The sequence below is a fragment of the Zobellia alginiliquefaciens genome (assembly GCF_029323795.1).
GTDB lineage: Bacteria > Bacteroidota > Bacteroidia > Flavobacteriales > Flavobacteriaceae > Zobellia > Zobellia alginiliquefaciens.
On the sequence record NZ_CP119758.1, the window covers coordinates 580,554 to 596,136 of the forward strand.

Consider the following 15,583-nt stretch of genomic DNA (forward strand, 5'->3'; position numbering starts at 1 on the left):
GAAAGAAATACTCTTGTGTTGCAAAAAACTCATAATTTTGTAAAGATTTTAATTAGATACATTTGAAACAAGTTACAATACAAACCGAAAACATTATCCTAATCGTTCTAGATTACGGTGCTGTCATTCAAAAATTATTAGTTAAAGGTAAAGATGGAAACTATACCAATGTGGTGGTTGGCCTTAACTATCCGAGCGCTTATAAAAATGACAAAAAGTGCTTAGGAGCCTGCGTAGGTAGATACGCAGGAAGAATCTCCGGAGGTAGTTTTGTCTTGGACCAAGAAAACTACCCTCTGCATAATGTAAATGGAGTTCACTTACACGGTGGAAAACAAGGTTTTGCGCAAAAGACATGGAAATTTGAGGAAGTCAATCATGGCCCTGAACCTTTTATTAAACTGTCTTACTTCAGTAAGCATTTGGAAGAAGGGTATCCAGGAAATTTAAAAGTCACCGTAACATATAAAATAAAAGACAATGCATTGGTTATTGAACACAAGGCAGAAACAGACCGAACAACGGTACTGAACCTTACCAATCATTCTTATTTTAAACTAGACAAAGAAGAGAGTATAAAAGATTACTTGTTACAAATGAATTGTACACACTTTACAGAAAGTAATGCAAACCAACTGCCTACAGGAAAATTTGTTTCCGTAAAAGGGACTCCCTATAATTTTTTAGAGGAAAGAAGTTTGGGCAATACACCTTTAGACCTACCTTTTGCTATTCATCCAAAGACGAATCTAGCCGCCAGAATCAGTTCTAAAAAATCTGGGATTACTATGACCGTACAAACCAATCAGCCAGCGCTAATTGTTTATACGCCTCCAGAATTCCCTGGTATATGTTTTGAGACACAAAATTTTCCCGACGCTCCCAATCAACCTAATTTCCCCTCTTCCGTATTAAAACCAGGAGAAAAATACAGAAACATATCTCAATATCACTTTTCCGTTAGATAGCATAAAAAAAGCCCTAAGAAATTACTTCTTAGGGCTTAAAAATTTAATAAGCGTACTCTATGCTTCGACCATCAAATTCAATTCAACGGTAATATTATCTCTTGTAGCTTTACTATAAGGACATATTTCGTGGGCAGCATTAATTAAGTCTTCTCCTTTTTCTTTATCTACAGTGGGCAACAAACAATCCAAAGTTGCATCTATAAAAAAGCCATCTTCGTCTTTGTTGAAACCTATTATTGCCGTTACACTAAAATCACCTAAATCATCTACACCATGTTCTTTAGCAACAGCCTGTAAAGCACCCGCAAAGCAAGTTGAGTATGCTGCCGCAAATAACTGCTCCGGGTTGGTAGATTTACCATCTGTTTTTCCATCTGCACCAGGCATCTTAATATCTAAATCTACGGCACCATCATCACTCTTTACATGACCCGCTCTACCTCCTGTATTTGTCGCTTCCGTTTTAAAAATAGTTTTCATTACGTATAAGTTTTGATTACTTCATGAAGTTAAGCTAAGCATTTGTGAAAACTTAAAATGGATTATTAAATTATTGTGAAAACCATCATTACGGTTAAAAAAAGAATTGATTACGCCGCTAATTCGTAACTTAGAGTAAACAATTGTACTACAATGAAATTTCTAAAATGGATTCTTATCGTATTTGCTGTGTTAGGTCTTTTGTTCTATTTTGTAGTGAGCCCTTATATGCGGACACAAACCAAAAAACATAGCCCTGAACACACGGTCAACTATGTTAAAAATGGAATGGATTTGTCCGTAAACTATTCCAGTCCATCAAAAAAGAATCGAATTATATTTGGAGAACTTGTGCCATATGATATGGTTTGGCGTACCGGCGCAAATGAACCTACTACCTTTTCCACTAAAACCGATATAAAAATAAAAGGGGAAAACCTTCCTGCAGGCACTTATTCGTTGTGGACAAGACCTGGCCGACAAAGTTGGTCCGTTATCTTCAATAAAAATATTCCTACTTGGGGCGTGTCCATTCTTAGTGGAGGAAAAGAAACTACCAGAGTCATAGATAAAGACGTTATAGAAGTTGAAATACCTACCGAGCAGACCTCTCAGACCGTAGAAAACTTTACAATAGATTTTGATATGCAGCACGAACTCTTCATGCTTATGTCATGGGATAGAACACTGATTAAAGTACCCATTAGCAAATAAATTTGAACAATTCTAAGAACACTGATTAAAGTACCCATTAGCAAATAAATTTGAACAATTCTAAGAACACAGATAAAAAAGGTATTTCTGAAATTCAGAAAAAAAGGAAGAATCCGTTAGTGGCCACCAAATTGGTCAACGCCTTATGCAACGGAGACAAAACCGCTCTTGGGCAAGCAATTACTTTAATTGAAAGCAATCATACAAAACACGCTGCCAAAGCTAATGAGGTTGTTTCCCTATGTTTAAAGAAACAAAGCAAAAGCATTCGTATTGGTGTTACGGGAGTACCTGGGGTAGGGAAAAGCACGTTTATAGAAACTTTTGGTCAACTACTCACTTCACAAGGTAATAAAGTTGCCGTACTTACCGTAGACCCAACCAGTAGTCAAAGTAAAGGAAGTATTCTAGGGGATAAAACACGAATGGAAACACTGGCAAAAGACCCAAACGCTTTCATTCGTCCTTCACCTTCCGGACTTTCTTTAGGTGGGGTTACCCGTAAAACACGAGAAAGCATCATTTTATGTGAAGCAGCAGGTTATTCTATTATTTTAATTGAAACCGTTGGGGTTGGCCAAAATGAAACTACAGTCCATGGTATGGTAGATTTTTTTCTACTTCTAAAATTGGCCGGTGCAGGCGATGAACTTCAAGGAATAAAACGTGGTATTATAGAAATGGCCGATAGCATTGTTATCAATAAGGCCGATGGTAATAACATTGCGAATGCAAAAATTGCCAAAAACGAATTTGAAAATTCCCTAAAATTATATCCGCCCAAAGAAAATGGCTGGAGACCCAAAGTTTTATATTGCTCCGCAACAGAAAATACAGGCGTTGAGGAGGTTTGGAGCACAATTGCCGAATATATAAAAGAAGCCAAAGAAACAGGCTTTTTTGAGGACAGGCGCAAACAACAGAATAAGAATTGGCTTTATGATGCCATAGAACAACGCTTAAAATCCGACTTTTATACCAATACACAGGTAAGAAGCGAGATAGACGAGTTTTTAAAGCAAATAGCTACGAAAGAAATTTCTCCTTTTTTAGCTGCCGATAAATTGATAGCCGTTTTTAAAAGTCGTTCTTAATTAAATACCGTAATTTTGTCAGCTAAAGTCTTATATCTTGATGGATTTAGTTACCACATCCCTGTTATCTGTTGTCATTCCCGTCTTTAACGAGTCTGAAAATATTGTCTTACTCACAAAAAAAATACACGAAAGTCTAACTGGCTATAACTATCAGATTGTGTATATAGACGATTTTTCGTTTGATGGCACAAGAAAGGTAATTAAAGATATGAAAGATGATAAAGTTCATCTTATCAGCCTCAAGAGAAATTACGGACAGAGTCTAGCTTTAGCTGCAGGTATTGATTACGCCCAAGGCGAATATATCATTACCATGGACGGTGATATGCAGAACGACCCATCGGATATTCCGGGCATGCTGCATTATGTCGTTAACGATGATTATGACGTAGTTACCGGTATTCGTGCCAAAAGAAAAGATTCTTTTGTAAAAAAAATCCCATCAAAAATAGCTAATGCCGTGATTAGGCGTACGGCAAAACTTGATATAAAGGACAATGGCTGTGCTTTAAAAGTTTTCACTAAAGAAATTGCAAAAGACCTAAACCTGTACGGTGAAATGCACCGTTTTATAACCTTGTTGGCCCATTTTGAGGGAGCACGCATTAAACAAGTTCCCGTAAAACACCATGCTAGGCATGCAGGAAGCTCTAAATATGGACTGGAACGTGTCTTTAAAGTAGTTGCAGACATCATGTTGCTGCTTTTCATTAGAAAGTACTTTCAGAGGCCCATCCACTTCTTTGGTATATTTGGTGTCATTCTTATTTTAATAGGCATAATCACCAATCTATACCTATTAGTAGTCAAATTTGGAATGGGCGAAGATATTGGCTCAAGACCACTGCTCACATTTGGTATGATGTTTATCCTAGCCGGTATTCAACTATTTACTATCGGTATCGTTATGGAGCTTTTGATACGTACGTATTACGAATCACAAAAGAAACGACCTTACCGAGTAAAGGATGTAGCTATAGCAGACCAAATCCAACCCTAACCGTTTCATACACCCGTTATCTGATATGGATAAGGTGCATTTTTTTTAGTTTCCCCTTTCTAGTGGACGGGTTTAAAAAACTACCTGATAAACGTGAAATACGAAAGTCTTTCACAGTAAACTGTTGATCCCAATCAAGACCAGCAGCTTTTATGCTTTCTAAATCCTTATCATTTGCATAGAGCCATGCATTTTTCTCATTTTCAATTGCCTTGAGGGAGGTGTACTGTACCGGATATCGATTATAAAAATCAAGTGACCAGGTATGATAATTAGAAATTTTATAGATTTCATCAACTGGAATATCTTCATCCGTTACTATCTCAGCCATATTAGACCCCGCTTGATACTCTAATAAATTGGGATAAAAGTGAAGGTTCAGTACAGCGTTTAACAATAAAGAACTACATACTGACAATGTTATGATTCGCAGAAAATAAGCTTCCTTTTTTAAACAGAAGTAAATACTCATCAAACAGAAAATCATCAGAATACTAGAAACAAATATGTTTTCAAACGGAAATACATAAAAACAAATAAACACCACTGCAATGAAGACTATACTTAGAACAAAATATTGCGAACCCAAAAGTATCTTAAGCGTTTTCTTCTTCTTTGTTCGTATAACCTGATTAATGTAAGACGCCGTTAATACGGCAAATAACGGAATGACTATATTAAGATAATGTGGCAATTTAAATTGGGAGATGCTCGCCACTATAAAAAACACTGCTATAGTCCCTATGGTTAAAAAATCATAATTAGGATTATAGGTGAATTTTGATTTAAACAGCTTACGTAATCTTGATCCAAAAGCAAAAATTGCAGGAATCGTCCAAGGGAGAAAGACCCATAAAAAGGTATGGAAAAAGAAAAAATAGTCTTTGGAAGCCTCACCCATAGTTCCTCCCGTACGCTCTAAACTCTGTTCCCAGAAAATAAAAAGGATACCGCTACGATTAGAAGTTCCACGAATTACTTTTTCCGGATGCAGATCAAATTGATGATAATACGCATAAAGCATAGGTGCAATGGCAAGGCTAAAAAAAGCAAGTCCTACCAAGACTTTCCAGCTAACAACACTTTCCCATTTTCTAGTATATGCCAAATGACATATTAGCGCTACACCAATTACAAATAGTGCAATTTGCCCTTTTGTGGAAAATGCCAAACCTGCAGCCAATCCACCAATAACTATGGAAAGCAGGTTTCTTTTTTCAACATAAGCCGTAAACTGCCATATAGCAAGAATAGTAAACGAAGCCAAAACAGCATCTGTACGAACGTCAATTACCGACAGAACGATAGTCTGTGCGGTCATAAAAATCAGAGCCGCCAATTTACCCGTATTGGTATTGTAAAGAAGTTTTCCTAACCCGTAGCAACTATAGGCTCCAAGTAATGTAACAAGGATAGCCGGTATTCTATAGGCCCATTCAAAAAGACCAAAAATTTTAAAGGATAAGGCCGCTAGCCAAAAGTGTAAATGCGGTTTATCTAGATACTGAGTGCCTCCTTTTATAAGGTTGATAAAATCGTTCTCTTGTACCATTCTCATTGCCATTACAGCAAACTGGGCGGAATCGTTCTCAAAAAGCGTCACGAACATTCCGGCAATGTAAACCAGAACAATCAGCACCAATAAAAACTGGTATCTAAGGTTTGATATCATCTAAATATTTCTCAATTGCAAATATAAATAACTTTGAAAACAACCAACTAAAAAACAAGCCTATTAGGGCACCGGTCAACACATCCAAAGGAAAATGAACTCCCAAATAAATCCTACTATAGGCTACTAAAAGCGCCCATGAAATTAAAAATAACCCTATGTACCTAAACTTATGTTTAAGTAGTAAGGTAAAGAAAAACGCAACCGCAAAACTGTTAGAGGCATGCGCCGAAAAATAACCGAACTTACCTCCACAAGAAGATTTCACCAACCTTACCAGCCCCTCTAAACTTGGGTCATGGCACGGGCGTAAACGTTGTACCCCGTATTTGAAGAAATTACCTAATTGGTCCGTTACAACAATTAATAGCGCTACGGCCACTAAAAGTACTAGTGTTCTTTTTAGTCCAAATGTCTTGAATGCCAAGAATAATAATGCAGCGTAAAGCGGTATTGCACTGAACTTATTAGAAATGAACAACCAAAATGCATCCCATTGTACGGTTCCTAAATTATTTAGGAAGAGGAAAATCTCTTTATCTTGCTCTATGAGTTCTTGCCACATATTTTTTACTCTTCGTACCTCGCAACTTCTCGGTCATAGAAGGCTGTTGCTTGTTCTATTAGGCCCTCGGCTTCAGATTCTAATTCTTTTTCATCTTCTGCAGAAAAGTCTTCCAACCACTCCACTTCATCATTTTCTAAATTGATGATAAAACGAGGATATTCAGTATGAACAATAAATATAGCGGTAGGATAATCTGTGTTATCTCCTAACAAAAACTTTGGGAATTCCATCTTATGAATTTACTATTAACTTTTTGGTTAAATAATTGAAGCGAATATACAACATAACAGCCGATGCACTCAGTCCGGTCAACAAACCAATCCAAATACCTGTACTTCCTAATTCCGTATGCAAACCTAAGTAATAACTTACTGGGAAACCTATTGCCCAATAGGCTATAAAGGTAATGAGTGTTGGTATTTTTACATCTTGTAATCCGCGTAGCGCACCTAAAACCACCACTTGTACCCCATCCGATATTTGAAAAAAAGCGGCAACAAGTAATAGCTCGGCAGCTAAGGCAATCACCTCTGTATTATCTACCACGTTCAAAGCGTCATCTAAATCTAAATATAGCGTTGGAAACCAATGCCTACCCAATAAGAATAATGCCGCAAAAATAATTTCCAATAGCAATGTGAGAAAAAATATAGATTTCCCAATACGTCTTAATTCCGCAAAATTGCGCAACCCCTTTTGGTTTCCTACTCTAATCATAGCAGCAATTCCCAGCCCCATTCCGAACATAAAAGTCATACTGCTTAAGTTTAAGGCTATTTGATTGGCAGCTTGGGCATTCTTCCCCAAAACTCCACTTAGCCATATCGCAGCGGTAAAAATGGCCACTTCAAAAAACATTTGCAATGCCGATGGAAAACCAAGGTCTATAATTTTTTTAATTACCTTTTTCTCAATATTCTTCCAATTGAATCCCGTTACATAGTCATGAAATTTCTTTTTACTCTTGAGCAGGTACCAGATATAGGCAACCATTAAGAACCTGGAAACCAACGTACCAATAGCAGCACCTACGATTCCCATTTTTGGAAAACCGAACGAACCGAAAATCAATAAGTAATTGATTGTTATATTCACCACATTAGCCATAATCGTGGCATACATTGGGTATTTGGTTTGCGAAAGTCCTTCAGAAAATTGCTTAAATGCCTGAAAAACAACTAAAGGCACCAATGAAAAAGCTACTAAATCCAAATAGGGCAAGGCTAAAGAGACAACCTCTTCGGACTGCCGCATAGAATACATTAAGGGTTTTGCCAATAATATAATCCCGAACAAAACCAGACTAAGTACCGTACACAGGACCAAACCATGCTTTAACGCGCTTTTTGCATCCGCCTTGTTACCCGCTCCGTCTGCCTCTGCCACCAGAGGAGTAATAGCGGTAGAAAAGCCAATCCCTAATGACATTGCTATAAAAACAAAACTATTGCCCAATGAAACCGCAGCCAATTCTGCCGTCCCCAATTGACCTACCATAATATTGTCTGCCAATTGTACAAACGTATGCCCTAACATCCCCAATATTACGGGTACCGATAGCTTTATATTATATCTAAATTCTTTTGTATATTGCTGAAACAAAACTAATTGGTTTAAGGTGAAACCGAGTATATTTCTCCTATTCGTCGGTTTATTTTTTGAATATTACTTCTCCGCCAATTTGGCTTCGTCCCAAAAAACATCCATCTCGGAAAGCGTCATATCTTTCATGTCTTTTCCTAGTTCCTTGGCTTTCGCTTCTAAATATTGAAAACGTCCAATGAACTTCTTATTAGTACGCTCCAAGGCATTTTCTGGACTAATATTCAAAAATCGTGCATAATTCACCATTGAGAACATGACATCACCAAATTCGGATTCCATTTTATCCTGATCATTTATTCTCACCTCTTCTTGCAATTCGGCCAGTTCTTCCTGTACTTTTTCCCAGACCTGTTCGGGTTTTTCCCAATCAAAACCAACGCCTGCTACTTTTTCTTGGATACGGCTAGCCTTAACCAATGCAGGCAAACTGTTAGGTACACCTTCCAAAACACTCTTTTTGCCTTTACCTTCTTTAAGCTTAATCTTCTCCCAATTGCGCTTTACATCTTCCTCACTGTTTACCTCTACATCTCCGTAAATGTGTGGATGACGGTTAATCAACTTTTCACAAATTTCGTTGCAAACATCCGCTATATCAAAATCATTGGTCTCACTCCCAATTTTTGAGTAAAAAACAATATGTAGCAGAACATCGCCCAACTCTTTTTTTACTTCCTCCAAATCATCATCAAGGATAGCATCACCAAGCTCATACGTCTCTTCTATAGTCAGGTGACGCAGAGTTTTCATAGTCTGTTTTTTATCCCACGGACACTGCTCACGCAGCTCATCCATAATGGTCAACAAACGATCAAATGCCTCTAGTTTTTGCTGTCTTGTGTTCATACCCAAAAATTTGCGTAAAAGTACAAAGACCCACCCTTTAACGTGTGGAAAATTTAGAGTATTTTAGAAGTCTTTAGAAAGACTCAACTAGACCCAATTATGAATCACACAAACAGAAGATTTTTTTTGAAGCAATCCGGCTTGGCCGTTGCCGGAAGCCTTTTATTGCCTACCATGGGTTTTACTACACCACCCAATGAACAATTTGGTGTGCAGCTCTATACTTTCCGCGATGAAATGGCCAAAGACGCCAAAGGCACACTAGAGCAGATTGCTTCCATCGGTATAAAAAAAATAGAATCCGCACGAAGTAAAGAAGGCTTATATTATGGACTTTCACCAAAAGAAATGAAAGAAACTTGCGACAGCTTAGACATGAAACTTTGCAGTGGCCATGTGGCTTTGGACAAAAATTTTGATGATACCATGCGCCAAGCCGTTGAATCCGGTCAAGAGTATGTTATTTGCTCTTCCCTGCCTAGTAAAGGTCAGAATATTGAGAATTACAAAAAAGTGGCCGATGCTTTTAACGAAGCTGGAAAAGCTTGTAAAAAATTGGGGTTGAAATTCGGTTATCATAATCATGAATATGAATTTGAGTCTGATAAAGACGAAGTCCTATATGATGTTCTAATGGATAATACAGACCCTGACTTGGTATATATGGAACTAGATTTAGGTTGGGTGGTGGTTGCCGAAAAAGACCCATTACATTATTTTAAAAAATACCCTAAGCGTTTTCCGCTATGGCATTTGAAGGATATGGATATGAATGAAAAAATCAGTACCGAATTTGGAAAAGGAGGTCTTGATATCGCTACCATGATGGCGAATAAATCGGCTTCAGGTGTAGAACATATTTTTATAGAACAGGAAGAATATACAAGTAGTCCAATGGAAAGCATGAAAGAGAACATGACATTTTTAAAAGCATTATAATATGAGAAACTACAGCATACCTTCCCTCTTATCCGCATTTATTTTATTAGGCTTTTCATCATGCAAAGCACAACAAAAGAAAGCCGAAGACATCATTGCCAAAGATGCAGAGTTAACATTAGTTTCCGATGAATATAAATTTACCGAAGGCCCTGCAGTTGATGCGAACGGAGATATTTATTTCACGGACCAGCCCAATGACCGAATTGTAAAATGGGATGCTGCAAGCAATACAGTTACGGACTATATGAAGCCTTCAGGACGTGCAAACGGACTCTATTTTGACCATGACGGTAATCTTTTGGCTGCCGCCGATGAGAAAAACGAACTCTGGCGTATTGCTCCCGATAAAAAAGTAACCGTACTAATTGATGATTACGAAGAAAAAAAGTTAAATGGCCCCAATGACATTTGGGTTGATTTAGTAGGAGGAATTTATTTTACCGACCCGTTTTACAAAAGGTCTTGGTGGAAACATACGGAACCGGAACAAACCGCCAGAAGAGTATATTACCTTTCAAAAGGAAGCTCAACGCCAAAAATTGTAGCCGATGATAATTTTGAACAACCTAATGGAATAATTGGATCACCAGATGGTAAACTCTTATACGTTTCGGATAATGGTGCAAAAAAGACCTACGTCTACACCATATCTTCCAATGGAGTTTTATCTAACAAAAAATTGTTTGCCGATATGGGCTCTGATGGTATGACCATAGACAACCAAGGCAATGTGTATCTTACCGGAGACGGGGTTACCGTATTTAATTCCAAAGGTGAACAAATAGAACATATTGCAGTTCCCGAAAGTTGGACGGCCAATGTAACTTTTGGCGGACCTGACCAAAACATACTTTTTATTACAGCAATGGATTCTGTTTATACATTAGCCATGAACGTGCATGGTGTAAGATAGTTTTCCATTTGTCAAAACATAAAAAAGCCATTTCACATAAGGTGAAATGGCTTTTTCAATTACACTATTGTATTCCTAAAACTAATTCCAACCTCCGCCTAAAGCACGGTACACGTTAACTACCGCGTTCATTTGTTTTTGCTTGGTCTCTACAAGTTCTACGCGGGCTTCTAGAGCATCACGTTGTGTAAGCAAAACTTCCATATAATCTGCTCTGGCAGACCTAAAAAGTCGGTTTGAAATATCTATTGATGCGGTCAAGGCATCAACCTCTTTGGACCTTAGATCATAGCTCTTTTCGAAATTATCTATTTTCGCCAATTGATTTACTACCTCTACATACGCATTCAAAATGGTCTGTTCATAAGTATAGACCGCTTGCAGCTGCTTAGCACTGACACCGGTATATGCCGCTTTAATTGCATTTCTATTAATGAGAGGTGCCGTTAATTCACCAAACACGGAATAGATAAGGGATTCGGGGGTATCCAACAAATACTGCGACTTGAAAGATTGAAAACCGATTCCTACCGATAGCCCCAAAGACGGGTAAAATCTAGCCTTGGCCACCTTTACATCTAGCTTTGCCGCCAATAAATCAAGTTCTGCCTGTTTTACATCCGGACGGTTTGCCAGTAACTCAGAAGGCAGGCCTAAGTGCACTGTTTCCGGAACCAAGGTTTCAAATCCGTCGTAATCCCTAGCTATAGGCTGGGGGTATCGCCCTAACAAGAAATTGATTTCATTTTCCTTTTGGACAATTTCCTGTTGAATCTCGAACTGTAAACTCTTGGTGTGAAAAACTTCTGCTTCAAACTTTTTAACAGCCAGTTCATTTACTTTTGCCGCTGCTTTTTGAATTTTTACAATTTTTAAAGCATTGCTCTGAATACCAATGTTCTGCTGCACTATAGCCATTTGATTGTCCAGAGCCAACAACTCGTAATATGAATTTGCTATTTCTGAGATAAGATTGGTTACCATAAAGTTCCGTCCTTCTACCGAAGATAGGTAACGCATAACCGCAGCTTTTTTGGCATTCCTTAACTTATGCCAAATATCTATCTCCCAATTGGCCCGTGCTTCAAGCAAAAAATCGCCCAAAGGCTCCGGAAATTCCTCTCCAGGACGGATATCATTATTTGCATCACTTGCCCCTTGACTGGTGTACCTGCCGACTTTTTCCAATCCGCTACCAGCTTGCAGATTAACAAAGGGAAGATACTCCCCCTTTTTCTCCTTTACCTCACTCTGCGCCACTGCTATTTCCTGCAGCACAATATTGAGTTCTTGATTGTTCTGTAGTGCAATTTCAATAAGGGAACTAAGGTGTTCATCCTTAAAATAATCCCTCCACTTTACCGAAGCGGTATTGGAACTATCACCGGTTGCACCCTCATATTGATCGGGAACTGTAGTATCCGCTTCACGAACGGTTTTAGTGGGTACACATGAATGCAGTACTACGACTACACACAGAGAAACCACTATTTTAATATGTCTTATCATCTTTTAATTTTTTGGATTTTTCTTTCGCGATAGGATTTTTCTAAGCATTCTGCGCAACTGACCAACCTCTTCCTGAGAAACACTTTCCTCTTCAGAAGTTCTAATGAAGCCTTCCGAAATAGGTTCCGTATTTTCACCTTTGATGAGGGTACGGCCATCTGCCATTTTTGCAAAGACATAGTACAGGCCAGGTATAATCAAAACTCCCAAAAGTGTACCTAACAGCATCCCTCCCATGGCCGAACCTCCTATGGTCTGGTTTCCAATGGCACCGGCACCGGTGGCTACAATTAATGGAATCAATCCTGCTACGAAGGCAAAAGAAGTCATCAAAATAGGTCTAAAACGCATTTTTGCCCCTTCAATGGCCGCATCAAGAATAGTAGCACCTTCATTTCTTTTCTGCACCGCAAATTCTACAATTAACACCGCATTTTTTCCCAGTAGCCCTACCAACATGATCAAACCAATTTGAGCGTACACATCGTTGGCAAGTCCCATAGCTTTAAGGAGCAAAAATGACCCGAATATCCCAACGGGAAGAGATAAAATCACGGCCAATGGCAACAGAAAACTTTCGTATTGAGCGGCTAAGACCAAATACACAAAAATCAGTACCACTATAAATATGTAGATAGAATCATTACCCCTAGCGGCCTCATCATAGGAAAGACCTTCCCAGGCAATATCAAAACCATTGGGCAGACTTTCTTCCGCTACTTCACGAATGGCCGTAATGGCGTCTCCACTGGTATAGCCCGGTGCCGGCAAACCTCTAATCGCAGCCGAATTATACAGATTGTAGCGTGTAATCTCATTAGGGCCCAAACGTTTTTCGAGCTTCATAAAAGACGAATAGGATACCATTTCTCCTTTTTCGTTCTTAACAAAAAGCTGTTCAAGATCAGACGGCATACGCCTATATTCCGGTGCAGCTTGTGTATACACTTTAAAGAAACGCCCATATTTTATAAAGCCCTGTTCATAGGTACTACCAATTAAAATATTCAGGTTTTCCATGGCCTTTCCTATGGACACCCCTTTTTGCATGGCCGCCTTATTGTCTACCACAAGTTCATACTGAGGGTAATTGGCAGCAAAAAAAGTAAAGAGTCCGGTAAGCTCTTCCCTTTTACTAAGCGCATCAATAAATTCATTGTTTATCTTTTCAAATTCATGATAATCAGTATTATCCGTTTTATCCAAGAGACGCATAGAAAATCCCCCTGAAGAACCAAAACCTGGTACCGCTGGTGGTTCAAAAAATTCAATGACAGCCCCAAGATCCTTGCTTTCTTCTTCAAGCTCTTCCATTACCTCATGTACCGATTCATGGCGCTGGGACCAAGGTTTTAGGTTAATTAAACAAGTACCTGCATTGGACCCACGACCTTCTGTCATTATTTCATAACCTGCCAATGACGATACTGATTCTACGGCATCCATTTCTTCGCATAACGCCTGTAATTTATGAGCAACTTCATTGGTACGCTCCAATGTAGCACCCGGCGGAGTTTGTATAATGGCATAGATCGTACCTTGATCTTCATTGGGAATAAAACCGGCCGGCAAAGTTTCATTTGTTATGAATATACCCACGCAAAAGGCTATTAACAAACCAAAAGTAACCACACGCCGGTTGACGATATATTTCAACACATTTATATATCTCCCAGTGAGTTTTTCGAACCCTCTATTGAACCAATCTATAAACCTGTCAACAAGTGATTTCTTTCTTTTTTTACCGTGGTTATTTTTCAATATCATGGCACATAATACCGGTGTAAGCGTAAGTGCTACAACAGCCGAAATAATTATGGAGCCTGCCATGGTAATACTGAACTGTCTATAAAAGACCCCAACAGGCCCCGTCATAAAAGAGATAGGCACGAAAACCGAAACCATTACCATGGTTATGGCTATAATAGCACCCCCAATTTCACCTATTACCTGTTTGACCGCTTCATATGGACTTAAATTTTTCTCTTCCATCTTGGCATGGACAGCTTCGACCACAACAATGGCATCATCCACCACAATACCGATTGCAAGAACTAGGGCAAAAAGTGTAATTAAGTTGATAGAAAGACCAAAAAGTTGCATTACAAAAAATGCCCCTATCAAAGAAACCGGCACGGCAATAATAGGAATAAGAGTGGAACGCCAATCTCCTAAAAAGAGAAACACAACAATTGCCACTAGAATAAAGGCATCACGCAAAGTATGAACAACCTGCTCTATGGATGCATCCAAAAAATTAGACACGTCATAACTAATTTGATAGTCAATTCCAGGAGGCAGGTTTTCCTGAAGTTCCTTTAACTTATCCTTTACCGAATCGATTACATCACTGGCATTACTTCCAAAAGTTTGCTTAAGAACTATGGATGCCGATGGCTTTCCATCTAAATTGGAGTATATATCAAAAAACTCGCTTCCTAACTCTACGTCTGCAATATCACTTAGAGTTAGTATTTCGCCGTCTTCGTTGGCCTTTATTATTATATCCTTATACTGATCAGCTTCGTTATACCGTCCCTCATAAGTAAGTACATATTCCAATGCTTGGGACTTTTTACCCGAGCTACGTCCCAAGCGCCCCGGCCTGGCAATAACGCTTTGCTCGTCCATAGCCTCTAGAACTTCTTCTGCTGAAATATTGTAGGCCCTCATACGATCCGGATTTAACCAAACCCGCATAGCATACTTTCTACTCCCTAATATTTTAGCACTGGCAACTCCCGTTATCCGCTGCAGCTCCGGTACTATTTTGGTATAAGCATAATTGTAGAGAAACTTTTCATCGTTCTTTTTAGAAGAGCTAAAGAGATTCACGTACATTAACATACTTGGTTGTACGGGTGTAATGATCACACCTTCCCTTTGGACCAATGGAGGCAAAAGAGGCATAACCTGATCTACTCTGGTCTTTACCCTTACTACCGCTTCGTTTGGGTCGGTACCGGGTTCAAAGATGATACGAAGTGTTCCTTCTCCCGCACTGGTGGCATCAGATGCAATATAACGCATATCCTGCACCCCGTTAATTGCCGTTTCAATTGGTATTAGCGTGGATTTCACCAATACATCTGCGCTTGCTCCAGGGTATGCAATGAATATATTTACTGTTGTAGGGGCAATTTGCGGAAACTGTGATATTGGTAATTGTTTAATGGAGAGAAGCCCTACAAAAACAATAATTACCGAAATTACAATAGCCAAAACTGGCCGTTTTATAAATTTACTGAACATATTTTTGGTATTTA

At 38.8% G+C, this 15,583-nt stretch carries 14 protein-coding genes; 6 read left to right on the forward strand and 8 right to left on the reverse strand.

The features are described 5' to 3' along the window. The first annotated feature begins 62 nt into the window (after positions 1–62). Complete coding sequence (locus tag P0077_RS02420; protein WP_276167578.1) at positions 63–968, forward strand: aldose epimerase family protein; 906 nt, start codon at positions 63–65, stop codon at positions 966–968. Positions 969–1,025: 57 nt separating this feature from the next. Here the strand turns inward: P0077_RS02420 and P0077_RS02425 are convergent, their stop codons facing one another. After that, a complete protein-coding gene (locus tag P0077_RS02425) occupies positions 1,026–1,451 on the reverse strand; it encodes an organic hydroperoxide resistance protein (RefSeq protein ID WP_276167579.1) in 426 nt (141 codons plus the stop codon). A 153-nt stretch (positions 1,452–1,604) separates the two neighbouring features. Here P0077_RS02425 and P0077_RS02430 point away from each other — a divergent pair, with 153 nt between their 5' ends. The 3 genes from P0077_RS02430 to P0077_RS02440 are packed head-to-tail and all read left to right on the forward strand — an operon-like array spanning position 1,605 to position 4,262. Continuing rightward, on the forward strand, positions 1,605–2,165 hold the full coding sequence (locus P0077_RS02430; protein ID WP_276167580.1) for a DUF2911 domain-containing protein: 561 nt from the start codon (positions 1,605–1,607) through the stop codon (positions 2,163–2,165). Between the two features lie 50 nt (positions 2,166–2,215). Beyond that, positions 2,216–3,259, forward strand: a complete 1,044-nt coding sequence (gene meaB, locus P0077_RS02435; protein WP_276167581.1) for a methylmalonyl Co-A mutase-associated GTPase MeaB — start codon at positions 2,216–2,218, stop codon at positions 3,257–3,259. A 40-nt stretch (positions 3,260–3,299) separates the two neighbouring features. Further along, positions 3,300–4,262, forward strand: a complete 963-nt coding sequence (locus P0077_RS02440; RefSeq protein WP_276167582.1) for a glycosyltransferase family 2 protein — start codon at positions 3,300–3,302, stop codon at positions 4,260–4,262. A 16-nt stretch (positions 4,263–4,278) separates the two neighbouring features. On the opposite strand, the gene P0077_RS02445 is transcribed toward P0077_RS02440, so the two are convergent. The 5 genes from P0077_RS02445 to mazG all read right to left on the reverse strand — a co-directional run bounded on the left by P0077_RS02445 (position 4,279) and on the right by mazG (position 8,953). Beyond that, positions 4,279–5,934 carry an ArnT family glycosyltransferase gene (locus tag P0077_RS02445; protein WP_276167583.1) on the reverse strand — a complete coding sequence of 552 codons (1,656 nt, stop codon included), beginning with the start codon at positions 5,932–5,934 and terminating at the stop codon, positions 4,279–4,281. Continuing rightward, positions 5,918–6,499, reverse strand: a complete 582-nt coding sequence (locus P0077_RS02450) for a phosphatase PAP2 family protein (protein ID WP_276167584.1) — start codon at positions 6,497–6,499, stop codon at positions 5,918–5,920. Before P0077_RS02450 ends, P0077_RS02445 begins: the two co-directional genes overlap by 17 nt. 5 nt (positions 6,500–6,504) lie before the next feature. Beyond that, complete coding sequence (locus P0077_RS02455) at positions 6,505–6,732, reverse strand: DUF8828 family protein (RefSeq protein WP_194524319.1); 228 nt, start codon at positions 6,730–6,732, stop codon at positions 6,505–6,507. Between the two features lies 1 nt (position 6,733). Continuing rightward, positions 6,734–8,104 carry an MATE family efflux transporter gene (locus P0077_RS02460; protein ID WP_276167585.1) on the reverse strand — a complete coding sequence of 457 codons (1,371 nt, stop codon included), beginning with the start codon at positions 8,102–8,104 and terminating at the stop codon, positions 6,734–6,736. Positions 8,105–8,167: 63 nt separating this feature from the next. After that, positions 8,168–8,953, reverse strand: a complete 786-nt coding sequence (mazG, locus tag P0077_RS02465) for a nucleoside triphosphate pyrophosphohydrolase (protein WP_276167586.1) — start codon at positions 8,951–8,953, stop codon at positions 8,168–8,170. Positions 8,954–9,052: 99 nt separating this feature from the next. Between mazG and P0077_RS02470 the strand changes: the two genes are divergently transcribed. Beyond that, positions 9,053–9,892 (forward strand): sugar phosphate isomerase/epimerase family protein, encoded by an 840-nt coding sequence (locus tag P0077_RS02470; RefSeq protein ID WP_276167587.1) that lies wholly within the window; start codon positions 9,053–9,055, stop codon positions 9,890–9,892. 1 nt (position 9,893) lies between these two features. Further along, positions 9,894–10,808 (forward strand): SMP-30/gluconolactonase/LRE family protein, encoded by a 915-nt coding sequence (locus P0077_RS02475; RefSeq protein ID WP_276167588.1) that lies wholly within the window; start codon positions 9,894–9,896, stop codon positions 10,806–10,808. Between the two features lie 81 nt (positions 10,809–10,889). Here P0077_RS02475 and P0077_RS02480 read toward each other — a convergent pair whose 3' ends face one another. Next, on the reverse strand, positions 10,890–12,317 hold the full coding sequence (locus P0077_RS02480) for a TolC family protein (RefSeq protein ID WP_276167589.1): 1,428 nt from the start codon (positions 12,315–12,317) through the stop codon (positions 10,890–10,892). A 3-nt stretch (positions 12,318–12,320) separates the two neighbouring features. Further along, positions 12,321–15,569, reverse strand: a complete 3,249-nt coding sequence (locus tag P0077_RS02485) for an efflux RND transporter permease subunit (RefSeq protein WP_276167590.1) — start codon at positions 15,567–15,569, stop codon at positions 12,321–12,323. Positions 15,570–15,583: the final 14 nt, after the last annotated feature.

Coding starts and splice junctions, on each gene's coding strand:
- P0077_RS02425 (WP_276167579.1), bottom strand. CDS start 1,451: ATGAAAACTATTTTTAAAACGGAAGCGACAAATACAGGAGGTAGAGCG.
- P0077_RS02430 (WP_276167580.1), top strand. CDS start 1,605: ATGAAATTTCTAAAATGGATTCTTATCGTATTTGCTGTGTTAGGTCTT.
- P0077_RS02440 (WP_276167582.1), top strand. CDS start 3,300: ATGGATTTAGTTACCACATCCCTGTTATCTGTTGTCATTCCCGTCTTT.
- P0077_RS02445 (WP_276167583.1), bottom strand. CDS start 5,934: ATGATATCAAACCTTAGATACCAGTTTTTATTGGTGCTGATTGTTCTG.
- P0077_RS02450 (WP_276167584.1), bottom strand. CDS start 6,499: ATGTGGCAAGAACTCATAGAGCAAGATAAAGAGATTTTCCTCTTCCTA.
- P0077_RS02455 (WP_194524319.1), bottom strand. CDS start 6,732: ATGGAATTCCCAAAGTTTTTGTTAGGAGATAACACAGATTATCCTACC.
- mazG (WP_276167586.1), bottom strand. CDS start 8,953: ATGAACACAAGACAGCAAAAACTAGAGGCATTTGATCGTTTGTTGACC.
- P0077_RS02470 (WP_276167587.1), top strand. CDS start 9,053: ATGAATCACACAAACAGAAGATTTTTTTTGAAGCAATCCGGCTTGGCC.
- P0077_RS02475 (WP_276167588.1), top strand. CDS start 9,894: ATGAGAAACTACAGCATACCTTCCCTCTTATCCGCATTTATTTTATTA.
- P0077_RS02480 (WP_276167589.1), bottom strand. CDS start 12,317: ATGATAAGACATATTAAAATAGTGGTTTCTCTGTGTGTAGTCGTAGTA.
- P0077_RS02485 (WP_276167590.1), bottom strand. CDS start 15,569: ATGTTCAGTAAATTTATAAAACGGCCAGTTTTGGCTATTGTAATTTCG.